Consider the following 23,396-nt stretch of genomic DNA (forward strand, 5'->3'; position numbering starts at 1 on the left):
GGCTGCACCGAATACGGCGTCACATTTGGCTCCGGGATATTCGGCTGCACCGAATACGGCGTCACATTTGGCTCCGGGATATTCGGCTGCACCGAATACGGCGTTACATTTGGCTGCGCGATATTAGACAGCGGCATAACGTGCGGTATCCCCAAATTCGTGAGCGGTCCCATATGAGGCGTTTCCATCTCCGGCTGTGAACCTACATTAGGCATACCTACGTTCGGAGCGAGCGGAAGCTCCGAGATCGGAGACGCTTCAACAGGCAGCGGAGCTTGTGGAGCTACCGCCGGGTAAGGATTCGGATTCGAGCCCGGTTTCGGAATATAGACGACATCTCCGGTCATCAATACATTCGGATTTTTAAGCTGCGGGTTGGCCGCAATCATGTCCGCAAGCGGAACTCCCCACGCTTTGCCCAGCTTCCAAAGCGAATCCCCCTGGACAACGACGTGCTTATACAAATAATCCGTTGGCGGGGGGGCTACCGGCTTCGGCGCATGGGGAATTTTCACCTTCTGCCCGACATCGATGACGTTCGGATCGGTGATTTGCGGGTTGGCCGCGATCAGCTTGTCGAGTTCGACGCCGTACTTTTGGGACAGCCCATAGAGCGACTCGCCTTTCTTGACGATATGAATCTTCACTGCATAAACCTCCTTCAAGTTGTGCGGAAGTCGTATTGACTTAACAAAACCGCTTGATTTCCGGCCCGGAACCGGCTCCGTAAAGCCCGCTGGCGCTCCGGAACAAAATGACATTACAGTTTATGCAGCAAAGTAGGCATTTGACCATCCGAATCGAAAAAAATGGTACGAAACCACGGCATCTCTTACTACCCGTGATAGAGAGAAATTTCCCACGACAATCAAAACTCAAAAAAAAAGAAACCTGCCGCAGGCAGATTCCCCTAGATTCACCAGTTTATCACAAGCATCGACGTTTCCGCCGAAATTTCGCATTCTTTTTGCTGCCGTATTCGCCGTTTAAATAAACGACCTAAGCCATACGGGCTAGACTTTTGCCGTTTCGGTCCCGTAAGAAAACGTTGGATAGCAGCCCATGAGCCGGACTTGACAGCCGATGGCCTCGATTTCCTGCAGAGCCGCAGGAAGCAGTACGGAATCCATCGAAGCCTCAATGTCGATATAAAAATAATAGCTTCCCAGCTTTTTCTTCGTTGGGCGCGACTCGATTTTGGACAAGTTGATGCGCCTCCAGGCAAACGCCGAGAGCACCTGATGCAGCGCCCCCGGAAAATCCTCCGGCAGCGTGACCAGGATGGTCGTTTTCCGGTCGGCCGTCTCTTTGAGCTGCGGCTTCTCGTGACCGATCAGCACGAAGCGCGTGAAATTGTTCTGATGGTCCTGTACGCCCGCTGCCAGCGTCTCCAGCCCGTATAATGCCCCGGCGCCGAGCGGCGCAAGCGCGGCAGCGGCAGGATCGCCAAGCTCTCTGACCATACGCGCCGCTTCGCCGTTACTGCCGACAGGCTCCAGCTCGACATCGGGCAAATGCGTACGCAGAAATTGCTGGCACTGCGCCAGCGTCACCCCATGAGAATAAATTTTCCGGATTGCTCCGCAAGCCGCCTCCAGCTCATCCGAACCGCCTGGCCCGCCGGGCAAACGCAGCAGATTGATCGAAATGGGGTATACCCATTCCGCCTGAATCGGTAGGTCGACATTGTGCACGAGCCAGTCCACATGCAGGCTGACAGAGCCCTCAAACGTATTTTCGATCGGAATCACGCTGTAATCGGTCACGCCGTTTACCGTCGATTCGAACACATCCGCAATCAATTTGTAATTTACATAGTCAAAAGCGTCCCGACCAAGATAATGATGTGCGGATTCTTCGGTGTACGTTCCAGGTCCGAGGAGCGATATTCGCTTCATGCCCGGTTCTCTCCCTTTATCATTTCAAATAGTGTACGTCCGCTGTCCGCAGAGGTCACTCGGTGCGCCTGAACCCCCGCTCTGTCGGGACTCAGCCACATCGTCGAGGCCTCGATCCCCTCTTCCTTCAACGTTCCCCGCATGAAAGCCTCAAGCTCCGCCTTCCGGGAGCTGCGGCGATCGACGAGCGCCAGCATCGTCGGACCCGCGCCGCTAAGCGCGACGCCGAGCGCGCCGTGGTCCGTCGCTTCGGCGAGGATCTTGGCGAGCCCGGGCACGAGCGGACTCCGGTACGGCTGATGCAGCGCGTCCTTCATCGCGCGCGCGATCATGTCGAGCCGCCCGGTACATAGGGCGGCTACCAGCACGGACGAATGGCCGACGTTGAAGACGGCGTTCTCGAGGCTCTGCTCGCGCGGCAGCACCCCGCGAGCCTTGTCCGTCGACAGCTGGAAGTGCGGGATCGCCACCAGCACTTCCAGCTGTTCATGCGGCTCAATGCGGATATGCTCCGCTCGCTTCCCGTCCCAGAACGCGACGACGATACCGCCAAACAGCGAGGCCCCGACATTGTCGGGGTGCTGCTCCAGCTCCGTCGCCATTTGGAACAAATCGTCGTCGGTAAACGGACGATCGATCAGTGCGTTTGCCGCAGCCAGCGCGCCGACAATAGCCGAAGCGCTGCTGCCAAGGCCGCGCGTCAACGGAATGTCGCTGTACATTGCAATGTACAGCTCCGGATGACGGACACCCGCCCGCTCAAACACCATTTGGGCTACTTTGTAAATGAGATTGCTTTTATCCGCAGGCACGCCATTCATCTGGTCGCCGAAAAGCTCAATCTGCGTCGTCTCGGCAAGCCCCATCTCAATCCAAGCATACAAATTCAATGCCATTCCCAGCGTATCGAAGCCGGGGCCGAGGTTGGCCGTGCTGGCCGGTACCTTGACGCGCACCCTCCTGCTGCCGTTTTCCATAGTTACCGCGACGCCCCTAACCTTCGAGCTTGCGGATCGCTTCCATGACCGCTTCTTCGGAGTCTTGTACGACCATCGGTTCCGCGCTGACGCTCTTGATGGCGATGTTCGGATCTTTAAGACCGTGTCCCGTCAGCACGCAGACGACGGATTGGCCCTTCTCGAAGTAGCCTTCGCTCTTCAGCTTCATGACGCCGGCGATCGAAGCCGCCGAGGCTGGCTCGGCAAAGATTCCTTCGCGCGCGGCAATCGTCTTGTAAGCATGCAAAATCTGCTCATCCGTCACGAAATTGATTTGACCGCCGGAATCTTTGGCCGCCGCCTCCGCGCCTTTCCAAGTAGCCGGGTTGCCGATGCGGATCGCCGTGGCGATCGTTTCCGGGTTCGGGATCGGTTCGCCGCGCACGATAGCCGCCGCGCCCTCGGCTTCGAAGCCGATCATTTTCGGCAGCGACTTCGATTTGCCGTTCTCGTAGTACTCCTTGAATCCTTTCCAATAAGCGGTAATGTTGCCCGCATTGCCAACCGGAATCGCGAGGTAATCCGGCGCTTTGCCAAGCTGGTCGCATACCTCGAACGCCGCCGTTTTTTGACCCTCGATCCGGAACGGATTGACGGAGTTCACCAGCGTGATCGGATGCTTGGCCGTAATTTCGCGTACGATCTCCAGCGCACGATCGAAGTTCCCTTCGATGGCGATGACCTTGGCGCCGTAAATGATCGCCTGAGCCAGCTTACCGAGCGCGATGTTGTTATTCGGAATAAGCACGATGCAGTTCAGCCCGCCGCGCGCCGCATAAGCGGCTGCCGCCGCCGACGTATTGCCGGTAGAGGCGCACATGATCGTGCGGCTGCCCTCTTCCATCGCTTTGGCAACGGCCATAACCATCCCGCGGTCTTTGAACGAACCGGTCGGGTTCAAGCCCTCATATTTGAAATAAATGTCGAGGTCGAGCTCGTTCGACAAATTTTCCGCGCGGACGAGCGGCGTGTTGCCCTCCTGCAGGGTGAGCAGCGGTGTGTTGTCGTTCACCGGCAAGTATTGTTTATAGGTCTGCAGCAGTCCCATGTATCTCATTTCGATTAGCCCTCCACTCGGTATACGCTTTTGATCGCATGAACGACGTCCATGGCTTCGAATTGTTTCAGCACCTTGTTCATCGCCGCCTTGTTAGCGTCGTGCGTGATGATGATGATTTCGGCAAGCGGATTCGTTGCATTCGGGTGCTGTAGAACCGACTCCAGGCTAACCCCGTGCTCGGCGAACACTTGCGTGATTTGGGACAGCACGCCCGCTTTATCTGCGACATGCAGCAGGATGAAATTTTTGGAAGAAATTTGCTCGTCGGTTTTCAGCTTCTTCTCTTTGTACGGAATGAACCCGCGGCGGCCGTTCACGCCAAGATTCAGGTTACGGACGACAGCGACAAGGTCGGCCACAACCGACGTTGCCGTCGGCATCTCACCCGCGCCGGGGCCGTAAAACATCGTCTCGCCCACCGCTTCTCCGTACACGTACACGGCATTGAACACTCCGTTGACCGACGCCAGCGGATGCGACGTCTTCACCATCGTCGGCTGCACGCTGATGCTGATATGCTCGTCCTGGCGCTCGGCGATGCCGAGCAGCTTCACTTCGTAACCCAAACGTTTGCCGTACGTAATATCCTCTTTGGTTACGCCGGAGATGCCCTTCACTTCCACATCCGCCAGCGCGACGTTAGCGTGGAAGCCGAGCGTACCGAGAATCGTCATTTTCCGCGCCGCATCGAAGCCTTCGACATCGGAGGTCGGATCGGATTCGGCATAGCCGAGCTCCTGGGCTTCCTTCAGCACATCGGCGTAAGCCGCGCCTTCCTGGCTCATTTTCGTCAAAATGTAATTGGTCGTCCCGTTGACGATCCCCATAATCTTCGTGATCCGGTCGGAAGAAAAACCTTCGATCAATGTGCGGATGATCGGGATACCGCCGGCTACGCTCGCTTCATAGAAGACGTCGCAGCCTTTCTCGGCAGCCTTGGCCAAAATCTCCGGACCGTGCAGCGCCATCAGGTCTTTGTTTGCCGTCACGATGTGCTTGCCGCGCTCCAGCGCACCGAGCATCAGCTGCTTCGTCAGCTCGATACCGCCCATCACTTCGACGAGGACGTCGATCTCCGGGTTCTCAATGACATCCCAGGGATTTTCCGTCAGCATATCCGGCGAAACGTTGATATTGCGGGCTTTGTTTTTGTCCTGCACCAAAATTTTTGCGATCTCGATCGGCGAGCCTGATTGGCTCATCAGATCGTGTTGATGTCCTTCCACGATACGAACGACCCCGGTACCGACCGTACCGAGACCGAGTAATCCAACTTTGACCGGTTTCATAGGGTTCCTCCTGATTGTCGTAGTGCATAAAGTAGATGGTCCCAAAAATTAGTTCTAGCCTTGACCTACCAAAGCAGCCCGGCTTACCCCTTCCTGGCTGCGCAGCTTGTCGAGCAGCGAGGCGACGTTCTCGTCCATCATGGACGTTTCCACCGAGATGACAACATTGGCTACGCCCTGCAGCGGAATCGTCTGATGGATCGTCAACACGTTGCCCTCAAGTCCTGCAATCATCGAAAGCACCCGGGACAAAATCGCCGGCCGATGCTCCAAATCCATCGAGATCGTCACGATCCGCTCCCGTTCGAGCTTGCTGAGCGGGAAAATCCCGTCCTTATACTTGTAAAAAGCGCTTCGGCTCAGCTCCACCTGCTCCACCGCTTCGTGAATGGTTTTCACTTCTCCGCGGGCCAGCAGCTCTTTGGCCTGCACCGTCTTAATCAGCGCCTCGGGCAATATATCTTCACGCACCAAAAAGTAGCGTTCCGTCCCGATTCGGCTATCCTGAACGGCTTGTTTTTCCGGCACTGTAACAGTCCTCTCTACAAAGACGATTGTTTTTACCTAGTGGACATTATAGCGCAAAGCGAAGACTTCCCGCAATAGGCTTTTTTCGATATTTTGTGATAAAGTGGTATACAGCAAACCCGCGTTACGCACAAAGGAGAGGACGAAGCTTGATACGAGCGCGTTTGATGGCTACGGCTATCTTATTTCACGGAAACGATATGCTTATGATGAAGCGCTCGCCAAACCGGACGCTGTCCCCCGGCTTGTGGGCGTCCGTTGGCGGACATCTGGAGCCGCACGAAATCGGCGATCCGGCGGCTGCGGTGCTCCGGGAAATTCACGAGGAAACCGGGCTGCTGGCGGAGCATATCGCGAATCTGCGGCTGCAGTACATCTTAATACGCCTTAACCAACAGGAAGTGCGCCAGCAGTTCATCTATACGGCCGAAGCCTTGAAAAGGGACGTCGGCTCGACGGACGAGGGGGAGCTGCATTGGATTCCACGCCATCAGGTGCTCCACCGCGAAATCCCGTTTATTTTCCGCAAGCTGCTGGAGCATTATTTTACCGAAGGGCCGAATCCCCACGTTTGGGTCGGAACGGCGGGCTATGACGAAGAAGGTAATTCTGCTGTGCATTGGACGCAGCTCATCGACCCGCAGCAAGTCTGACCTGCTTCCCACATGTCAAAAACAAAGAGGGCGCCCCAGATGAGCGCCCTCAGAGTGTTGAGAAAGTGGTCAAACGGGATTATAGAGGTAACGAAGGGGTGGGGTGTCCACTTCCGACCACTCTTGTCTTCGGGAAATTTGATTGGAAGCCGCTTAGTAGCGGACATTTCCCGAAGACAAAGGCGGCCGCTATCGCTTCTCCAGTGGATACCCCACCTCCGTATGTTTCTCTATTTTTGCTTAGACCACTTTCTCAACAAGCTCAGGGCGCCCCAGATGAGCTCCCTTCCCTTCAACCATATCGCTTTTGCAGCCCGGTCCATCAGCCGCTCATTTTCTTCCGTGACAGCTTTCCGCTCTGGTCGATACCGCTAAGCTCACGCCATTTGACCAGCAGCTTAAACGCTTCTTTGCGCTGCAATAGGGAGCGGGCCAGTAGGAAGCCTTCTTCATACGATCCGACCTTGTCAAACCAATACAATCGCAGCCCGGCGTTAAAAACGACATGCTCCCGCACGTTGTTCAGTTCCGGTGCTTCTTCTCCTTGTATGATGCGCTCCAGCAGCTCAAGCTGGCGTTCTTTGCCGCATTTCTCCAAAGGAGCGCCATGAAAACCAAACGTCCCGGGATCGATCGTGGTTGCCTCGTCGCCCCATAGGGTCACCTTGCGAATCGAGCTGCTTTTGTGAAGCGGCAAATCTTCCGTGCCTTCTATTCCCTGTATAAGGTAAGCCGTTTCCACTCCGGATTTCGGCAGCAGCTTCAACAATCGCTCCATCGCCATCTTATGCCGAACCCCAAGAACGATATATTGCGACTGAACCGGATTCATGGCCTGCTCGACCGTATCAAGCAAGGTCCACAAACCGACTTGCTCCCGAACCGGGCGCATGCGGCCGAATGGCGGACACATGAGCTCCGTCCAAATAAAGCCGATACCGAGCTGCATAAATACCGCTTCCCATTCTCTCGCCCCAAGCACAATTTGAAGCCCGAGTCCCTCCAAAAGCGATTTCAGCGATTGTCCCGTTCGCGGGGAAAACGATTCGCCGCCGTGCAGCACCTGAGGAAAGCCGACGGAGGCCAACAGCAAACTGACCGGAATCGTCACCGGAAAGCACGATCGTCCGTTATGCGGACCGGCGGAGTTAAGGGAATGAGAGAACGAACGATAGGGTAAGGAATATTTGCGGAAAACATCGATGAACCCCGTCATCTCCTCTTCCGATTCCCCTCTTATCCGCATCGCCATCAGAAATGCGGCCGTTTGCGCATCCGTCGAGTCGCCGCGCGCAATGGCGTGAGCTGCAGCCACCGCTTCGTCATAGCTCAAGTTCCGGGTCCCGGGCTTCCGGCTCCCTACCGCTTTGATCCACTCCTTCAAGACGGAATCACCTCCTGAAAATATCAACCCTCGGCATGCGAAAGGCTAAGGGGCATATGACGGACTAAGGACGAGAACGCAAGCATACAGATACTGAGGGCCGCCTTAATGATCTAACTCCACAACCGACATATTAAATGTTAATTATAATGACATTAATCGAGAGATGGACTGAGAACCAAGCGTTTCCACAAAATAAAACGTTATAAAGACCTAATTAAATGTAATATTTCATTACATGTATTTACTATACAATTCAAAAGCAAAAAGTTCAATCCTATTTTTTTATCGATCCATTCGCTTATTCCCCTAATTAATCAACAAAAAAAGCATCAATCTCACATGTTCATCACACGTTCGATTGATGCTTTCGATTGTTCTACTCTTGTTCTACGAACTCAAATTCAAAATCCCCGATGCGAATCGTCTGGCCGTCCTTCGCCCCACGCTCGCGCAGCGCCTGATCGACGCCCTTCTTCCGCAAAATGCGCGCAAACCGCATCACCGATTCATGCGTGCTGAAGTTGGTCCGCTTGATCAGCTTCTCGATGCTCGGGCTATCGACAACAAAGACCTCGTTTTCCCGGCGAATCGTGAAGTCCTCGTCTTCCTCAGTCTCTAGGCGGTACACCTTACGCTCCGACAATTCGACCAATTCTTCCACCATCGGCATTTCCGGAATGGTCTCCAGCTTATCGGCGACTTTGTACAATAGCTCTTGCACCCCAGTACGGGAAAGGGCGGAAATCGGATAAATGTCCATTTCCTTGCCGATTTCGGCAAGCTTGCGCTTAAATTCGGCAAGCTGCTCCTCCGCATCGGGCATATCCATCTTATTGGCAGCGACGATCTGCGGCCGTTCTTCCAGCTTCGCGTTATAGAGCTTCAGCTCGTCGTTGATTTTCGCCCAGTCCTCAAACGGATCGCGCCCCTCGGTCGCCGCCATGTCCACCACGTGGACAATGATACGCGTCCGCTCGACGTGCCGCAAAAACTCGTGACCCAATCCTACTCCCTCATGAGCTCCTTCGATCAAACCCGGCAAATCCGCCATGACGAAGCTTCGGCCGTCGCCTACATCGACCACACCGAGATTCGGAGTCAACGTCGTAAAGTGATACGCTCCGATCTTCGGCTTGGCGCCGGATACGACGGATAACAACGTCGATTTCCCTACGCTCGGAAAGCCGACCAGACCGACGTCCGCCATGACCTTCAGCTCAAGCACCACCCAGCGTTCGACGCCTTCTTCCCCGTTCTCGGCAATTTCCGGAGCCGGATTATTCGGTGTCGCAAACCGGGTGTTGCCGCGGCCTCCCCGTCCGCCCTTAGCCACGATGACCTGCTGACCGTGACGCGTCAGATCGGCAATGATCTCCTGCGTATCGTCGTCAATAACGACCGTCCCCGGTGGAACCCGCACGACCATATCATCCGCATTCGCCCCGTGCTGGCTTTTATTGCGACCCTTTTCACCGCGCTGCGCTTTAAAATGCTTCTGGTAACGAAAATCAACCAGCGTCCGCAATCCTTCGTCCACACGGAAAATGACATCGCCGCCATCCCCGCCGTCGCCTCCGGCCGGTCCTCCCTCAGGAACATACTTCTCCCGCCGGAAAGCAACGAGACCGTCGCCTCCGTCACCGCCTTTAACATAAATCTTCGCCTTGTCTACAAACATCAAGTTCACCCTCTTTATGTATCAATGCCGATAGGACCACCATAACGTCCACACAGCCGTATGTTCGCCGTAATATGTTTCCAAGCTTTCGTGTATTTCTTTAAGCGATCTTTCTTTATGCTGCAGCCGCTGTGCCGCGTATTTCCCTTCGTAACGGGCCGTCATCTTCAAACGATCATTCATTCTGGCCAATCGTAATTCAAGTACATTCTCTTCGTCCCTGGAGTCGCCAGCTTCTTCTCTGAAACAGGCGAGCAGCGCCATAATGGCATCCGCCGCTTCCTGCGGCTGTACAAGCTCTTGCAGATGGATTTCTTGTTCCAGTGCCATTTCAAGACGCAGTTCTTTAACTTCTGCCTGAAAGGTTAGCAGTTGCACGATCAAAGAAGGAATCCCAAGCTTGGACACGTAGCTTTCCTGCTTGACCTTCTCTTTTATCTTCTCCATGAGCGGAAGCAATTTATCATACTTTTTCAACTGTACGTAGCCCATCAAAATTTGGATATCGTTCATCCAGTCATGCCGGTAATGATTGAATAAGCGAAGCAAACGAATGTCCGAATCCGGCCCATCGAGCAAGGCTCCCAGCGCCGTCCCCGGCTTCGCCGCATCGTAAAATTGTACATCGTTAGTACGACCTTGTGCGTTCGACGTCACGCTTACCCTCTCCGTTCCGGTTCGTCCTTTATCCTCCTAGTATAGCACGCCATGCGGCAAAATTCACGGTTCCTCCGTGAACTTACCAAAATATTCCGGTTCTAACTAAGAAAAAACCCCGGCGAGCATCGTTCGCCAGGGGTTTGGACGTTGATGATGGGAATTAAACTTCCACTGCTGCGGCTACAGGAGCAGCCGACACAGGGTAGACGCTCACTTTCTTACGATCGCGGCCTAAACGTTCGAATTTCACAACGCCTTCAACCTTAGCAAAAAGCGTGTCGTCCGAGCCGATTCCCACGTTGTTGCCTGGGTGGATTTTCGTTCCGCGTTGACGAACGAGGATGCTTCCTGCCGTCACTTTTTGACCGTCGGCACGCTTAACGCCAAGGCGCTTCGCAATACTGTCACGGCCGTTCTTCGTGGAACCTACACCTTTTTTGGATGCGAACAACTGAAGATTCAATTGCAACATGTCTGTCTACCTCCTTACTCGAATGATGATGTATCTTGCATCGCTATATATGCACCATACGATTGTTCAATAGATCTCAGCATGACAACCATGCTTTCCAGCAAAAGCTGTACTTTTTCGTCGATGTCCGCCTCGAGCTCCGCCGGAATCTTGACTTGAAGCAACCCGTGCTTCATGCGCGTTCCAAGCTGAATTCCCGTTAGCGTTTCGACGGCGTTTACCGTTCCTACGGTTACGGCAGATACGCCGGCACAGACAATATCCTTGCCCGATTCGTCGTATTGCGCATGTCCGTCAACGGCAAAACGTTCAATCCGCCTGCCCGGCCCCCGTGTTATCGCGACCCGAATCATGGCTTCTTACGCTTGGATCTTTTCGATCACAACTTTAGTGTAAGGTTGACGATGGCCTTGCTTGCGGCGATAGTTTTTCTTCGCTTTGTATTTGTAAACGATGATTTTTTCGCCTTTGCCATGCTTTTCAACTTTACCCGATACGGAAGCGCCGGAAACTACCGGAGCGCCTACCACCAAACCGTTAGCGCCGGATACGGCCAATACGCGGTCAAATGTAACCGCTTCGCCTTCGCCTGCTTCGAGTTTCTCGATGTAAAGAACATCGCCCTCTTGGACTTTGTACTGTTTACCACCAGTTTCAATAATTGCGTACATTGTTGCACCTCCTCATGTCTCAGACTCGCCTAAAGCCAGGTGGTTTGTCCGAGCCGGACAAACGCTTGATACAACCCGCTTCGCGCGGTTACAGCATGCTATAGCAACATACCAAAACATAATATCACAAAGCCTAGACAAAAAGCAATACTTTAATTGCTGCTTTCGACAAAACCGTTGCCTCCGCAAGTCGGACACGACTTCAGAGCCGCCGCCTCTTTGCTGTCCCGCACTTTTTTGCGCGTCAGTTCTACCAGCCCGAGCTTTGTCCAGCCGACAACGACCGTTTTCGTCCGGTCCTTCTTCGTTTCCCGAATCAGCTCCTCGAGCACCTGCTGGCGGGAACTTTCCGTTTCCATATCGATGAAGTCGATAATGATCAGTCCGCCGATATCGCGCAGCCGCAGCAATCTCGCAATCTCTCTGGCCGCTTCGAGGTTCGTGTCGAACACCGTCTGCTCCAGATCGATCGAGCCCGTGTATTTGCCCGTATTGACGTCAAAGACGGTCAGCGCCTCCGTCCGGTCTACGATCAAATACCCGCCATTGTCCAGCCAAACCTTGCGTCGGAGTCCTTGCTCAAGCTGCTTCTCCACCCCATATTCCGCAATCAGATCGGGATGAGGGCTGAGCTTGACCCGTTCGGCAAGTGCTTCGGAACGAGGGGAGGCAATAAGTCCGCGCACCTCCTGCAGCATCCGCTCGGAGCCTACGACCAGCTCCTGCACGTCGTCGCGGAACAAATCGCGGAGCAAACGCGGCAGCATTTCCAGATCGCTGTAAATTTTACGCGGCACGTCTCCGTCCGATTGGGATATTTTCTCCAGCTGCTTCCAGCGGACACGAAGCTCCTCGAGATTGTCCGCCAGCGCCTCCTCGGGCTCTCCTAGCGCTGCCGTACGTACGATGAAGCCTTCCCCGGGCCGCAGATGGCGCTCTGCCATCCGCTTCAACCGGTCGCGGTCGGCGGCGCCGTCGATTTTGCGGGATACGCCGATGTAATCGGCGAACGGCATGTAGACGCCGAAGCGGCCCGGAAGCGAGAAATGTGTCGTCACGCGAGCTCCCTTGGTACCGACAGGCTCCTTGACGACCTGGACCATAATTTGCTGTCCCACTTTGACCAAATCATGAATAGGCGGCTTTTCCTTCGGCTGTTTATCCATATGAGCCGGCAGCAAATCGTCGATATATAAAAACCCGTTGCGCTCCAGCCCGATATCGACAAAAGCCGACTGCATTCCCTGCAGCACTCGAACCACGCGCCCGATGTATATATTTCCGGCCAATTGCCCCTGATTTCGCTCGCCTTTGTAATATTCCATAAGCTTACCGTTCTCCTGGACGGCTACCTCGGTATGCTCTTCGTTGCATTTCACCAATATACGTTTCATGTGCAGCAACACCTCGGCCCTATTGTACCACATTCTTTAGGCGAAAAGCTCGGCAAGCGACTTTCCTCTTTTTGTTTCGTCAAAGTAGTGTGCGAGCACCGCGCGCTCTGGAACGACATAGCGGATGCGCCCTTTGTCGTTCAGCACATAAATCAAATGATACCGGTCGCGCATAAATAACCGGACGACCTCGGTCACTTTACGGTTTCCCGACACCACGATCGGTCCGGCAAGCTCGCCATTTCCATCTCTTATATCCTTGAACCGCGCTTCGCGATGCACCAAAAAACGCATGAAGCGGTAAGGCGCGCTGCGCCATTCGTACCAATTGGAATAGAGCAAAAACAGTCCGATCATCAACCAATTGAGCTGAATGCCGCCTTTTTCCGAAAGCAGGTGCACACCGGCGGCACCAATCAACAGTGCGCTTAGCAGCAAGCTAGTCCCGGCTGTCACCTGTATCGTACGTTGATAAGGCAGCCACAGCCCAACCAGCACTTGCATCACCTTGCCTCCGTCCAGCGGCAGCATCGGAAGGAGATTGAACAAAGCGATCAGCAGATTCGCCTGCACGAAATAGGAGCCCCACGGGTCGGAAAACAGACCGACCGCAGTCAAAAACGAGCCGACCGCCATCATCCAAACGTTCTGCAGCGGCCCGGCCAGAGCGACGACAAGCTCCTGAACGGCAGGAACGCCGCCGGGCTCCTCCATCGAGGCAACGCCCCCGAAGGGCAGCAGCTGCACTTCTCTGATCCGCCAGCCGAAGCTGCGGGCAGCCGCGACGTGCCCGAGCTCATGAATGAGAACGATTCCGAACAGCGTTGCCGTTTCAATAAAATATCCCGTCCAGACGGATAGCAGCAGCAGGATCGAAAACAGCGGATGAAACCGGTAGCGAATGCCGAACCATTCATTCCACGGCCTGCCTCTCCACAGTTTAATCAAACGAAATCACGTCCATCGGATTGACAGGCTTACCGTTCTTCGAAACGGCAAAAAAGAGCGTTCCCGCTCCCTGCCCCCCCACGGGTTCCGCTACTGTGCCAATCGATTCCCCTCCTTTGAACCAATCGCCCGCCTGCACCTTTCCCGGCTCCAGATGCCCGTAGACGGACTCCATACCGTCCGCATGCCGAAGCACCACGGTGAACCCGATATCTTCTTTCGGACCGGCAAACGTGACCAGTCCCGTATCGATGGTCGCCACGGGCGAGCCTGTCGCAGCCTCCACAAGAACCCCGCCCTGCACCGGCGTAAACGGAGCAATGAGCTTTCCGGCGACGGGTGGAAAGTAGTGCTTTGATACAATAGCGACCTTCTGCGCTTCCGTGTGCTTCGCAGGGTTCATCGCAGGAAGAAACGACGGCGGGCTGCCGAACTTGCTTTCGTACCATGAGGCTAGCGCGACCATATCGAACGACTCGGTTAAAGCGGCGGTTACCCACTGCTTCCCCTTGTTCGCCCAAGGACGGTCGAGAAGAAACATGCCCCATACGGCAGCAAACAGCATCCCGCTAATCAATAGCCGGACCGCAAGCCGCCCGGTGCGGGGGCCCGGACGAAAAAACGATCCTCCGTCATCCTCCCGGCTCATGCGGGACAGTTCCCGCTGCCATTTGCGGTTCCATTCCTCCTCAGGGTCGGCGGGACCATATAAGTCCGGCCTCGGCGGACCCTCTTGCCGGGAATAAGATCCGGGCAATCCGCGCGGGTCGTCGGATCGGAACCTCCATTCTCCCCCTATGCCCAAGCTGTCCCGGTCCCATTCGCGAATCTCTCCTCCAGACGGAAATTCGATGTGCGCATATTCCGTGTCCCTGCTTGCTCGGCGACTTTCGCCTTCCTGCAGCTTGCGTATTTTTTCGGACCGGCGTTCCCGGACGTTTTTTCTCGTTTCCATCCCCCTGCTCCTCCCGCATTCAAGCTATACTCCATCCTATGAGCTTGTACCCGCAAATATACGGACAAGGAGTAGGAACGAAAGGATTCGGTTCCGCCGCAAATTCTATACAAAAAAGCACCCTTCGGCAGGGTGCTTCACTTGGCTTCATATCATTTTTGTTCACTCGTCCTCTAGCAGCTTGTCATCATGCAGTCGTACGCTCATGACGAGCCCCATCGCAATCATGTTGATCAGCAGCGAGGTTCCCCCGTAACTGATGAACGGTAGCGTTATACCGGTTACGGGCATAATGCCGATCCACATGCTGATGTTTTCGAAAATTTGAAAAACCATCATGGAGACGATACCGATGATAATGTAGGTGCCAGCGAGGTGGTTGCAATAAATCGAAATGAGAATCATGCGGTAAATCAATACAAAATACAACAGCAGCAAAACGGAAGCTCCGACAAAGCCGAACTCTTCGCCGACAACGACGAATATCGCATCCGTGTAAACGACGGGAATCCGGTTGCTGTGAACGGAAGATCCGTTCAAATATCCTTCCCCGATCAGCGAGCCCGAGCCGATGGCGCGGATGGCATTGTCCACCTGCCATTTGTCGTCCTTGCTGGCCGTTTCCGGACTAATAAACGTATTGATGCGGTCCATCCAGTGGGTCGGCCATTTTTGGGCCTGAAAGAACTGCTGGATATCCGTATGATAATGCTGAAACAAATATAAAAACAAATAGGCGGCCCCGGCAATGACCAGTGCCCCAATCAATAAATTGCTTAGCTTCATGTTGCCGATCCAGTACATTCCGCACAAGATGACAACCAAAATCATCGCATTTCCAAGGTCGGGCTGAACCGTGACCAGAACAACGGGGAGGAACGTAATCAAGCCGATAGGAACGACATCCCGAAGCAGCTCAAGCGGCTCCCCTTTGCGCCTGGCAATGATCATGGCCAATGTTAAAATCAAAATAATTTTGAATAGTTCCACGGGCTGAAAATCCAGCTTGACGACCGGAAGAGAAAACCAGCCTCTTGCCCCGCCGATCTTTTCGCCAAACAGTAGAACGGCAATGAGAAGAAACACGCCGAATCCGTATAAATAAAAGGAGACTTTGGTCAGTATCCTGTAGTCGATCAGGGTCGTAACCAAAAAGGCAATAATGGATACGATGTAAATCACGATTATTTTTTTCGGTTCAAACGTAATGACTCTTGAGTTTAGCGTCGCGCTGTACACGAGCATCGTGCTGATGACCATGAAGGCGAGAAGTATGACTACGATGGGCACATCGATTTTTTTCAGCTTGTGCAGCACCTGACGTTCATCCTATTCCGAGAAACTTTTTCATTTTGTTGAATACCCCGGTCTTCTCTTCCATGGGCATCAGCGGCACCGAGTCGCCAAGCATCCGCCGGGCGATATTGCGATAAGCGATCGCTGCGCGCGAATTTGGGTTCATCACGGTAGGCTCTCCGATGTTCGCCGCTTTAATGACATACTCGTCATCCGGAACGATGCCAAGCAGATCGATGGCAAGGACAGAGCAAATTTCGTCGATATCGAGCATCTCGCCTTTTTTGACCATGTTTGGACGAATGCGGTTGATCACGAGCTTCGGCGACTCGACGTTCGGCTCTTTTTCCAAAAGACCGATGATGCGGTCGGCATCCCGTACGGCGGCGTTTTCCGGCGTCGTGACGACGATCGCTTTGTCTGCGCCCGCCACCGCATTTTTGAAGCCCTGCTCGATGCCGGCCGGACAATCGATAATCACAAAGTCGAAATCGCGCTTGAGCTCAACCACAATTTGCCGAACCGATTCCGGCGAAATCGCATGCTTGTCTTTCGTCTGGGCAGCCGGCAGCATGTACAGCTCGTCGAAGCGCTTATCCTTCACAAGCGCTTGCGGCAGACGGCACCGTCCTTCGGCGACATCGATCAAGTCGTATATAATGCGGTTTTCAAGGCCCATCACGACGTCCAAGTTGCGGAGACCGATGTCCGTATCAACCATGACGACCTTTTTTCCCTGCAGAGCCAAAGCCGTTCCGATATTCGCGGACGTCGTCGTTTTGCCGACGCCCCCTTTGCCGGACGTGATAACGATTGCCTCTCCCATAGGTCCCACTCCTTTACCATCAAGCGTGTACATTCAAGCCGAACTTGTGCAAATGATGGATTTTGTCGATTTCCATTTTGCCGTCCTTCACGTAGGCGAATTCCATGTACGTATCGAAAGCGTCGCCAAGACCCCATTCATCGGGAGGACGGCTTATAATTCCCGCGATGCGCAGCTGCGTCGGCCTCATGTGCGAAGCGGCGATAACGGACCTTTCGTCTCCGTCGACCCCCGCATGCGCCATGCCGCGAAGCGAGCCCATCACATATATGCTGCCCGAGCTGATAATAGCTCCGCCCGGGTTAATGTCCCCTAAATATAAAATGTCGCCCTCGTGCGAAAATGTCTGTCCCGAACGGACGATTCCCCGAACGATTTTCACGTCCGGAGTCCCTTGCGGCGCTCGCTCGTGCGAAGGATCTGCCGTCTCAACGGATTGAACAAGCAGGTTGCCCTTTTGACTGATGATGCTGCGCACCAGCTCCCGCTGCTCCTCGGTCACCGCCCGGTTGCCGAGCTTGACGTGCACATGAATGATCGGCCCGGTTAAAATTTGCTGGTGCGTCTTCTCCAGCTTATGTCTCAGCTCGGCGACCACGTCGGAAAACTCGCACGCGTCATCGAGCAAAAACACCAATCCGTCCTTCACACCTTTGATCGTCACATGATGTTTAGCTGCCGCCATAACCGCTCCTACCTCCTAAGCCTATACAATTCGGCTTGGCGCGGGCGTTCTCCTGCTGCCTTGCGTTAAAAAAATTATTCCATTTCCTCGGCCTGCTTCACCGGAAGACTTTCGAAAAGCTTGCGGATCGGCACGTAAATGGCAAGCGCAAACAACAGGTTGATCAGCATGCTCGGCAGCATCTGATGAAGGAATACCCACTCAAGGTTCGTATGTGTGACACGAAACAGCCGAAACAAGCCGTAGATCGCCGTATCGTAAAACAAATTGCCGAGCCCGATCACGATCATGCTGATCACAATGCTCGAATAAATGCGTCCTTGCAGCATCCCGGCCAAATATCCGGCAAGGCCCATTCCGAACGATACAGGTCCGAGCATGGGCGAATGATAGATGAAGTCGTGCAGCATACCGAATACGAGGCCGTAAACAAGTGCCGTATGCCGGTTGATATATAATCCGATAAATAGAACGATAACAAGTACGAAATGCGGGTCCACCTGGACCTTCGATTGCCAGGCGACGGGAACGAGCCAAGGAAGGAGCGTTCCTTCAAGCAGAAACAACACGGAGAGAATTAACCATAACTTTTTATGACTCATGCGGCTCACCTCAACCTTCCGGCACTTCGATCACGAATACTTCGCGAAGATGGTTGAAGGAAGCAAACGGTTCGATAGCCGCGACATGAGTAACGGAATCGCCCTCGTATCGCTCTACCACTTTGCCGATTTCAATGCCGCGCGGGAAGACAAGCCCTTTCCCGGCCGTAATGATCGTGTCCCCGACCTGAAGCTTGTCATTGGGATCAATCTTCGTCATGATCAGCTTTTGCTTGTCGGGATCGAACCGCTCGATCATGCCGAACGACTCGTTTTCCTTTCCTTTCACGGTTGCCGATATCGCCTTGGATTCTACGGCTTTGTCATCGATCCCGGTAAGGAGCTGGACATCGGAATAAAAATTGGAAACCGAAATAACGCGGCCGAGCAAGCCTTCGACCGATTGAACGGCCATGTTCGGACGGATGCCGTCTTTTTCTCCCAAATTGATCGTAATCGTCTTGTTCGATTGCTGGAACGTCACCACTTCGGCAATCCGGAAGTTATACTTGTTCATCGACTTTTGCCGCTCCGTGAATCCGAGCATCGCCTGCAGCCGTTCATTTCGCAGCTCCAAGTCGTTCAGCCGTGTCGTATCGCGGGCGTATCTAGACAAAGTTTCCCGCAGCACCGTATTTTCTTCATGAAGCGTACGCAGCCGGTTCACATCTTCGAAAACGCCGGCGACAAAGCTGACCGGCTTATAAATCAATCCCTGTGTCCATGCGACGGTATCCTTGAGAAATTTCTCAGGCCAAGTTCTATAGCCCAGTTGGCCGAAAGTCAGCCCCATCAACGCAATAAAACAGATGAGGCCGAGCATCAGGATCAGCAGTCTTTTATTCCCCAGTAGTTTCAATGGCTACACCTTCCAACCCAAGACTGCGCTTAGCGCCTGGACCTGCTTGTAGGACCGGTTCTCGTTTTGAACAAATGAATGTTCTCCAGCGCGCGTCCGGTTCCGATGGCCACGCAATCCAAAGGATTCTCGGCGACCAGCACCGGCATGCCGGTTTCGCGGGACAGCAGCTTATCGAGATTGCGGAGCAAGCCCCCGCCGCCGGTCAGTACGATGCCGCGGTCCATAATGTCGGCCGCCAGCTCCGGCGGGCATTTTTCAAGCGTAACCTTGACGGCTTCCACGATGCTGTTCACCGTGTCGGCAAGCGCTTCGGTAATCTCGTCGGACGTCACGGCCATCGTCTTGGGTAGGCCGGACACGAGATCGCGGCCGCGGATTTCAAGACGGGTCGGCGGTTCCAACGGCAGTGCCGAACCGATCTCCACCTTAATCTGTTCCGCCGTCCGCTCGCCGATCATCAAATTGTATGTGCGTTTAATATATTGGATGATTGCTTCATCCATCTCGTCGCCGGCGACGCGGATCGAACGGCTGGTAACGATGCCGCCGAGCGAAATGACGGCGACTTCAGTCGTCCCCCCACCGATATCCACCACCATGCTGCCCGTCGGCTCCCATACCGGAAGATCGGCGCCGATGGCCGCAGCGAACGGCTCTTCGATCGTGAACGCGTCGCGCGCGCCAGCTTGGCGCGTCGCATCTTCTACCGCGCGCTTCTCCACTGCGGTAATTCCCGAAGGAACGCAGACCATGACGCTTGGGTGACGTTGAAACAGGACGCGCTGCTTTTGCGCTTGACGGAGGAAATATTTGATCATCGTCGACGTGGTCTCGAAATCGGCAATGACGCCGTCTTTCATCGGGCGGATCGCGCGGATGTTACCCGGCGTTCTGCCGATCATCTTCTTCGCGTCATTACCAACGGCCTCGATCGTTTTCGTATCCGTGCGAATCGCGACGACGGACGGCTCGCGCACGACGATGCCTTTGCCTTTGACGTAAACTAGTGTATTTGCGGTTCCCAGGTCGATACCCAAATCTTTTGTGAATCCTCCGAACATGGTTGGTGCTCCCTTCTCTATTTGAGGCGCTGATCACGCGGAATGGTTTGTTTGATGCGGCTTACGAGGAGCTGCCGCATTGCTGCGGCAACGCATTTGCGGCCTGACGACCAAGGCTCGTCTGATCCTGAACCTCCTGCCGTCCGGCCCGTTTCTTTCATTATATTACATGAATCCAAGCTCCTTCAAACTCACGTAGCGTTTGTCGCCGATGACGATATGATCCAGCACGTCAATCCCGATAATTTCGCCCGCTTGGACTAATCGTTTGGTGATTTCCACGTCTTCCGGACTCGGCGTAGGGTCGCCGCTCGGATGATTATGGGCGCATACAATCGAAGCGCTGCTTCGCTTGATGGCAGCCCGGAACACTTCGCGGGGATGTACGATGGAGGCGTTTAAGCTGCCCATCGACAACGTTTCCTGCCCGATGACGTGATTTTTCGTATTTAAGAACAAGCATACAAAATGCTCTTTCTGCAAATAGCGCAAATCCTCCATCAGCAGCGCAGCGACATCCTGCGGCGAGCGAATCGTAACCGTTTCGTTCATCGTGCTTCGCGCCAGCCTTCTCCCGAGCTCGATGCCCGCTTGAATCTGCAGCGCTTTGGCTTCGCCGATGCCTTTAATTTCGGTAAGCTGCTCCATGCTCATGTCCGTCAGCATGCGGAGACCGCCACATTCAAGAAGCAGTCGCTGGGCAACGTGAACGGCCGATTCCTGGTATGTACCGGTGCGGAGCAAAATGGCCAGCAGTTCCGCATTGCTCAGTGCTTGTGCCCCATACAACATCATGCGCTCTCTCGGTCGGTCTTCGCTGGGGACATCGCGCAAGGTCATATTGGGCGATTCCATGCATTCCCTTCTTTCTATGAGATGTCCGAGTTCTCATTATAGCATGATGTTTTGTCAAATGACAGCGACCGACATTACACGACGAATACCGGACTGATGCGCACAGACCAAGCGGTAAAACCTATATATCTCTTCGAAAGCCGGAGTCGATTTCAGTCCCTGAACCCGTTGGGAAATGATGGTCGGGAGGCGCGAAAAGCGCCGGAGAGTGTTGAGAAACCCTAGAGGTAGAAAATCTCAGATAAATAGAGGTGGGGTATATCCCGTAAGAGTTTACGTCCGCCTTTGAAACCCGTGAAAATACCACTAATTCTAATCAAGTTCACGGGTTTCAAGAGCGGCTGAAGGGATATACCCCACCGGCGTATGCAGAGAGTTTTCTACGCGAAGCGGGTTTCTCAATAAGCTCAGGCGCGAAAAGCGCCGGATGAAAGGCGCCTTTCTTGGAGAAGTTTAGCGATTCACTGCGGAACGGCCGGAAGGCGTCCGGTGCTACAGCACCCGGACCCCGTGAGCCCCCAACATCTCGGACAACAGGTACATCGGCAATCCGACTACGGTAAAATAATCGCCGTCGATGTTTTGAATCAAGGTAGAGCCTAGGCCTTGGATGCCGTAAGCCCCCGCTTTATCCATCGGCTCCCCCGTTCGAATATAATTCCGAATCTGCTCGTCCGTGAGCGGCTTCATGCCGACTTTGGTCACGCTGTGCCCGACGGTCATGCGGCAGCTTCCCGTAAGACGATCGGCCGATTTTGCATAAACTGCCCCCGGGAGCCGGGTAACCGAAACCTCCATGCCTCCGGTTTCGCCGTTCGGGGCGTTATCCGCGGTCAGCTCGATACAGGCTATCCCGCTGTATACTTCGTGTTCCGTGCCCTGAAGCGCGCTAAGCATCCGGAAGGCGTCCGCTTCGTCCTGCGGCTTGCCGAGCACTTCGCCCTGCCATACGACAATGGTGTCCGACCCGATAACGACACCGTCCTCCGGCACGGAATCGTCCGCCTTCAAACGCGAAAGAACGGCCAGCGCCTTGCGCCTGGACAGTTCTTCCACGATTTGCGAAGGCGTCAGGCCGGGGTCCGTCGTTTCGTCCGCATCGCTGGCTTGGACGACGAATGGCAGCTGAAGGAAGCGGATCAGCTCCTGGCGGCGCGGAGAAGATGAAGCCAGTATCAAGGTTTTGGATGTCGTGAGCGTCATAAACCGGTCCCTCGTTTCGAATTTTGTAAAGTGTGTCTTTGCCATCTCCGTCCGCTTCGGTCCTAAAGTTTGCGGTACAGCCAAAAGCCAGCCGCAAGCCCGACGATGCTGATCAGATTCAGCCGAATATGCAGATTCAGATCGTACCGGACGACCAACAAATCGGCTTTGGGCTGCCAGGTCAGCTCTACGGATTTGGTCAAAAAGGACAAGCCCGCATACGGCGACAGCAGTTGGCCGATGAGCGTTCCAGCGACGAGCCCGAGCAGCAGCAAGAGGATGAACGTGAGCGTATTCTTTTTCAAAATATAGGATACCTCTTTCGTAAAAAATGCAATCGGCCGCTTCAAAAATGCCACACGTCATTATACCATAACTCGCGAAGGAACAAGCGGACTTTTATACGAAAGGACTTCTTCGCGCGAAGGAATATTTTACCGCTTACCGGATGCAAGAAGTACCAGTACAATAGAAACCGAATCAAGGAAGGAGTGGGCCGGAAGATGCGAAAACCTTGGATGCGGGCCGCTTTGCTCGCGTTCGCCCTTCTGGTGGTGCCGGGGCATGCCTCGGCTGCAAAAATTGTCGTCGACGCAGGACATGGGGGCTCCGATTCCGGGGCCATCGGGGTGAACGACCTGCAGGAGAAAACGGTGAACCTGGACATTGCCCGCCGGCTGCGGGATCTGCTTGTCCAGCGGGGCTATGAGGTGGTCATGTCCCGGAACACCGACGATTTTATTTCGCTCAAGGGACGCGTCGACTTCACCAACGGACAGCAGCCCGATCTGTTCGTCTCCGTTCACGCGAATTCGTATTTTAATGCGGACGCGCGCGGGGCCATGGTGCTTTATTATGACGACGCCTACCCTCAGAGCAGCTACCCCGCCAGCGAAGAAATGAAGGCGCTCACGCCCGAGAGCCGCAAGCTGGCGCAGCAGGTGCTGGACGCCTTCGTCCAAACGACGGGGCTGGAAAATAAGGGGCTTGTTCCCAGCGCGGTATATGTCGTGCGGATGGGAACGGTGCCGAGCATTCTCGTGGAGACGGCGTTTCTCTCGAACGCAGCGGATGCGGAGCTGCTAGCCAGCGACTCGATGCGCCAGACGATGGCGCTCGGCATTGCCCGAGGCATTGAAGCATACATATCGCCGCAAAGCAACGTGTTCCCCGATCTTCGGGGACACTGGGCCAAAGACGCCGTCCTGCGGCTGAAAGCGCAAGGCGTGGTTGAAGGCACCGGCGGGCGGTTCGAGCCCGGCCGGCTGCTGACGAGAGCGGAGTGGGCGACGCTGCTCGGGCGGGTGTTCGACCTGCCGGCGGCGAAGCCGGCAGGGAGCTCCTGCGCCGGTGACGGCACGGTCACGGGCGGGGTATACGGCGACGGCGGCGGAAGCTGCGGAGCCGCCGGGGCC

26 protein-coding genes and 1 other annotated feature are annotated in these 23,396 nt (G+C 54.7%); of the genes, 2 read left to right on the top strand and 24 right to left on the bottom strand.

The window, feature by feature from the left end:
• The 6 genes from PEL01S_RS32710 to thrR form a co-directional block, all read right to left on the bottom strand.
• A partial coding sequence (locus PEL01S_RS32710; protein ID WP_127463168.1) for a LysM peptidoglycan-binding domain-containing protein occupies nucleotides 1–647 on the bottom strand: 647 nt, incomplete at its 3' end.
• Nucleotides 648–1,013: 366 nt separating this feature from the next.
• A complete protein-coding gene (gene pheA / locus PEL01S_RS32715; protein ID WP_108534280.1) occupies nucleotides 1,014–1,898 on the bottom strand; it encodes a prephenate dehydratase in 885 nt (294 codons plus the stop codon).
• Nucleotides 1,895–2,875, bottom strand: a complete 981-nt coding sequence (gene thrB / locus PEL01S_RS32720; RefSeq protein WP_127463169.1) for a homoserine kinase — start codon at nucleotides 2,873–2,875, stop codon at nucleotides 1,895–1,897. Before thrB ends, pheA begins: the two co-directional genes overlap by 4 nt.
• Nucleotides 2,876–2,891: 16 nt before the next feature.
• On the bottom strand, nucleotides 2,892–3,953 hold the full coding sequence (gene thrC / locus PEL01S_RS32725) for a threonine synthase (RefSeq protein WP_063185193.1): 1,062 nt from the start codon (nucleotides 3,951–3,953) through the stop codon (nucleotides 2,892–2,894).
• Nucleotides 3,954–3,958: 5 nt separating this feature from the next.
• Entirely contained in the window at nucleotides 3,959–5,245 is a 1,287-nt protein-coding gene (locus tag PEL01S_RS32730) for a homoserine dehydrogenase (RefSeq protein WP_127463170.1), read from the bottom strand.
• Between the two features lie 54 nt (nucleotides 5,246–5,299).
• Nucleotides 5,300–5,773: a transcriptional regulator ThrR gene (gene thrR / locus PEL01S_RS32735; protein ID WP_010498650.1), complete on the bottom strand. Its 474-nt coding sequence runs from the start codon at nucleotides 5,771–5,773 to the stop codon at nucleotides 5,300–5,302.
• A gap of 149 nt (nucleotides 5,774–5,922) precedes the next feature.
• On the opposite strand from thrR, the gene PEL01S_RS32740 reads away from it, so the two are divergent.
• Nucleotides 5,923–6,426 (top strand): NUDIX domain-containing protein, encoded by a 504-nt coding sequence (locus PEL01S_RS32740; protein ID WP_127463171.1) that lies wholly within the window; start codon nucleotides 5,923–5,925, stop codon nucleotides 6,424–6,426.
• Between the two features lie 322 nt (nucleotides 6,427–6,748).
• On the opposite strand, the gene PEL01S_RS32745 is transcribed toward PEL01S_RS32740, so the two are convergent.
• The 18 genes from PEL01S_RS32745 to PEL01S_RS32830 form a co-directional block, all read right to left on the bottom strand.
• A complete protein-coding gene (locus PEL01S_RS32745) occupies nucleotides 6,749–7,810 on the bottom strand; it encodes an anthranilate phosphoribosyltransferase (protein WP_127463172.1) in 1,062 nt (353 codons plus the stop codon).
• A gap of 379 nt (nucleotides 7,811–8,189) precedes the next feature.
• Nucleotides 8,190–9,491: a GTPase ObgE gene (gene obgE / locus PEL01S_RS32750; RefSeq protein ID WP_063185185.1), complete on the bottom strand. Its 1,302-nt coding sequence runs from the start codon at nucleotides 9,489–9,491 to the stop codon at nucleotides 8,190–8,192.
• Between the two features lie 21 nt (nucleotides 9,492–9,512).
• Nucleotides 9,513–10,148, bottom strand: coding sequence for a Spo0B domain-containing protein (locus PEL01S_RS32755; protein ID WP_231884825.1), 636 nt, complete (start codon nucleotides 10,146–10,148; stop codon nucleotides 9,513–9,515).
• 163 nt (nucleotides 10,149–10,311) lie between these two features.
• The gene (gene rpmA, locus PEL01S_RS32760; protein ID WP_010498641.1) at nucleotides 10,312–10,623 is read right to left on the bottom strand and encodes a 50S ribosomal protein L27; all 312 of its coding nucleotides are present in this window, start codon (nucleotides 10,621–10,623) and stop codon (nucleotides 10,312–10,314) included.
• Between the two features lie 14 nt (nucleotides 10,624–10,637).
• Entirely contained in the window at nucleotides 10,638–10,976 is a 339-nt protein-coding gene (locus PEL01S_RS32765) for a ribosomal-processing cysteine protease Prp (RefSeq protein WP_063185182.1), read from the bottom strand.
• Nucleotides 10,977–10,982: 6 nt separating this feature from the next.
• Nucleotides 10,983–11,294 carry a 50S ribosomal protein L21 gene (gene rplU, locus PEL01S_RS32770; RefSeq protein ID WP_010498637.1) on the bottom strand — a complete coding sequence of 104 codons (312 nt, stop codon included), beginning with the start codon at nucleotides 11,292–11,294 and terminating at the stop codon, nucleotides 10,983–10,985.
• A gap of 11 nt (nucleotides 11,295–11,305) precedes the next feature.
• Nucleotides 11,306–11,394: a sequence feature (ribosomal protein L21 leader region), on the bottom strand.
• 52 nt (nucleotides 11,395–11,446) lie between these two features.
• A complete protein-coding gene (locus PEL01S_RS32775; RefSeq protein WP_174807047.1) occupies nucleotides 11,447–12,688 on the bottom strand; it encodes an Rne/Rng family ribonuclease in 1,242 nt (413 codons plus the stop codon).
• 36 nt (nucleotides 12,689–12,724) lie between these two features.
• Nucleotides 12,725–13,636: a M50 family metallopeptidase gene (locus tag PEL01S_RS32780; protein ID WP_371860736.1), complete on the bottom strand. Its 912-nt coding sequence runs from the start codon at nucleotides 13,634–13,636 to the stop codon at nucleotides 12,725–12,727.
• Nucleotides 13,629–14,591, bottom strand: a complete 963-nt coding sequence (locus PEL01S_RS32785; protein ID WP_127463173.1) for a M23 family metallopeptidase — start codon at nucleotides 14,589–14,591, stop codon at nucleotides 13,629–13,631. Before PEL01S_RS32785 ends, PEL01S_RS32780 begins: the two co-directional genes overlap by 8 nt.
• 162 nt (nucleotides 14,592–14,753) lie before the next feature.
• Entirely contained in the window at nucleotides 14,754–15,908 is a 1,155-nt protein-coding gene (locus PEL01S_RS32790) for an FtsW/RodA/SpoVE family cell cycle protein (RefSeq protein WP_063185178.1), read from the bottom strand.
• Nucleotides 15,909–15,915: 7 nt separating this feature from the next.
• Nucleotides 15,916–16,713 (bottom strand): septum site-determining protein MinD, encoded by a 798-nt coding sequence (gene minD, locus PEL01S_RS32795; protein ID WP_036690570.1) that lies wholly within the window; start codon nucleotides 16,711–16,713, stop codon nucleotides 15,916–15,918.
• A gap of 19 nt (nucleotides 16,714–16,732) precedes the next feature.
• Nucleotides 16,733–17,398 (bottom strand): septum site-determining protein MinC, encoded by a 666-nt coding sequence (minC, locus tag PEL01S_RS32800; RefSeq protein ID WP_036690573.1) that lies wholly within the window; start codon nucleotides 17,396–17,398, stop codon nucleotides 16,733–16,735.
• A gap of 74 nt (nucleotides 17,399–17,472) precedes the next feature.
• A complete protein-coding gene (mreD, locus tag PEL01S_RS32805) occupies nucleotides 17,473–18,000 on the bottom strand; it encodes a rod shape-determining protein MreD (protein WP_127463174.1) in 528 nt (175 codons plus the stop codon).
• 10 nt (nucleotides 18,001–18,010) lie between these two features.
• Nucleotides 18,011–18,859 carry a rod shape-determining protein MreC gene (mreC, locus tag PEL01S_RS32810; RefSeq protein WP_082867132.1) on the bottom strand — a complete coding sequence of 283 codons (849 nt, stop codon included), beginning with the start codon at nucleotides 18,857–18,859 and terminating at the stop codon, nucleotides 18,011–18,013.
• A gap of 29 nt (nucleotides 18,860–18,888) precedes the next feature.
• On the bottom strand, nucleotides 18,889–19,923 hold the full coding sequence (locus PEL01S_RS32815) for a rod shape-determining protein (RefSeq protein ID WP_063185175.1): 1,035 nt from the start codon (nucleotides 19,921–19,923) through the stop codon (nucleotides 18,889–18,891).
• 165 nt (nucleotides 19,924–20,088) lie between these two features.
• Complete coding sequence (radC, locus tag PEL01S_RS32820) at nucleotides 20,089–20,778, bottom strand: RadC family protein (RefSeq protein ID WP_063185173.1); 690 nt, start codon at nucleotides 20,776–20,778, stop codon at nucleotides 20,089–20,091.
• A 492-nt stretch (nucleotides 20,779–21,270) separates the two neighbouring features.
• Complete coding sequence (locus tag PEL01S_RS32825) at nucleotides 21,271–21,981, bottom strand: Maf family protein (RefSeq protein WP_127463175.1); 711 nt, start codon at nucleotides 21,979–21,981, stop codon at nucleotides 21,271–21,273.
• Between the two features lie 62 nt (nucleotides 21,982–22,043).
• Nucleotides 22,044–22,286: a DUF4321 domain-containing protein gene (locus tag PEL01S_RS32830; RefSeq protein ID WP_063185217.1), complete on the bottom strand. Its 243-nt coding sequence runs from the start codon at nucleotides 22,284–22,286 to the stop codon at nucleotides 22,044–22,046.
• Nucleotides 22,287–22,484: 198 nt separating this feature from the next.
• Here PEL01S_RS32830 and PEL01S_RS32835 point away from each other — a divergent pair.
• Nucleotides 22,485–23,396: N-acetylmuramoyl-L-alanine amidase (locus PEL01S_RS32835; RefSeq protein ID WP_127463176.1), on the top strand; the 912-nt coding region annotated here is incomplete at its 3' end.

It is taken from the genome of Paenibacillus elgii NBRC 100335 (assembly GCF_004000865.1).
GTDB lineage: Bacteria > Bacillota > Bacilli > Paenibacillales > NBRC-103111 > Paenibacillus_G > Paenibacillus_G elgii.

Coding starts and splice junctions, on each gene's coding strand:
- minD (WP_036690570.1), bottom strand. CDS start 16,713: ATGGGAGAGGCAATCGTTATCACGTCCGGCAAAGGGGGCGTCGGCAAA.
- minC (WP_036690573.1), bottom strand. CDS start 17,398: ATGGCGGCAGCTAAACATCATGTGACGATCAAAGGTGTGAAGGACGGA.
- mreD (WP_127463174.1), bottom strand. CDS start 18,000: ATGAGTCATAAAAAGTTATGGTTAATTCTCTCCGTGTTGTTTCTGCTT.
- pheA (WP_108534280.1), bottom strand. CDS start 1,898: ATGAAGCGAATATCGCTCCTCGGACCTGGAACGTACACCGAAGAATCC.
- rplU (WP_010498637.1), bottom strand. CDS start 11,294: ATGTACGCAATTATTGAAACTGGTGGTAAACAGTACAAAGTCCAAGAG.
- radC (WP_063185173.1), bottom strand. CDS start 20,778: ATGGAATCGCCCAATATGACCTTGCGCGATGTCCCCAGCGAAGACCGA.
- thrC (WP_063185193.1), bottom strand. CDS start 3,953: ATGAGATACATGGGACTGCTGCAGACCTATAAACAATACTTGCCGGTG.
- PEL01S_RS32730 (WP_127463170.1), bottom strand. CDS start 5,245: ATGAAACCGGTCAAAGTTGGATTACTCGGTCTCGGTACGGTCGGTACC.
- PEL01S_RS32825 (WP_127463175.1), bottom strand. CDS start 21,981: ATGACGCTCACGACATCCAAAACCTTGATACTGGCTTCATCTTCTCCG.
- obgE (WP_063185185.1), bottom strand. CDS start 9,491: ATGTTTGTAGACAAGGCGAAGATTTATGTTAAAGGCGGTGACGGAGGC.
- PEL01S_RS32775 (WP_174807047.1), bottom strand. CDS start 12,688: ATGAAACGTATATTGGTGAAATGCAACGAAGAGCATACCGAGGTAGCC.
- PEL01S_RS32785 (WP_127463173.1), bottom strand. CDS start 14,591: ATGGAAACGAGAAAAAACGTCCGGGAACGCCGGTCCGAAAAAATACGC.
- PEL01S_RS32815 (WP_063185175.1), bottom strand. CDS start 19,923: ATGTTCGGAGGATTCACAAAAGATTTGGGTATCGACCTGGGAACCGCA.
- rpmA (WP_010498641.1), bottom strand. CDS start 10,623: ATGTTGCAATTGAATCTTCAGTTGTTCGCATCCAAAAAAGGTGTAGGT.
- PEL01S_RS32765 (WP_063185182.1), bottom strand. CDS start 10,976: ATGATTCGGGTCGCGATAACACGGGGGCCGGGCAGGCGGATTGAACGT.
- thrB (WP_127463169.1), bottom strand. CDS start 2,875: ATGGAAAACGGCAGCAGGAGGGTGCGCGTCAAGGTACCGGCCAGCACG.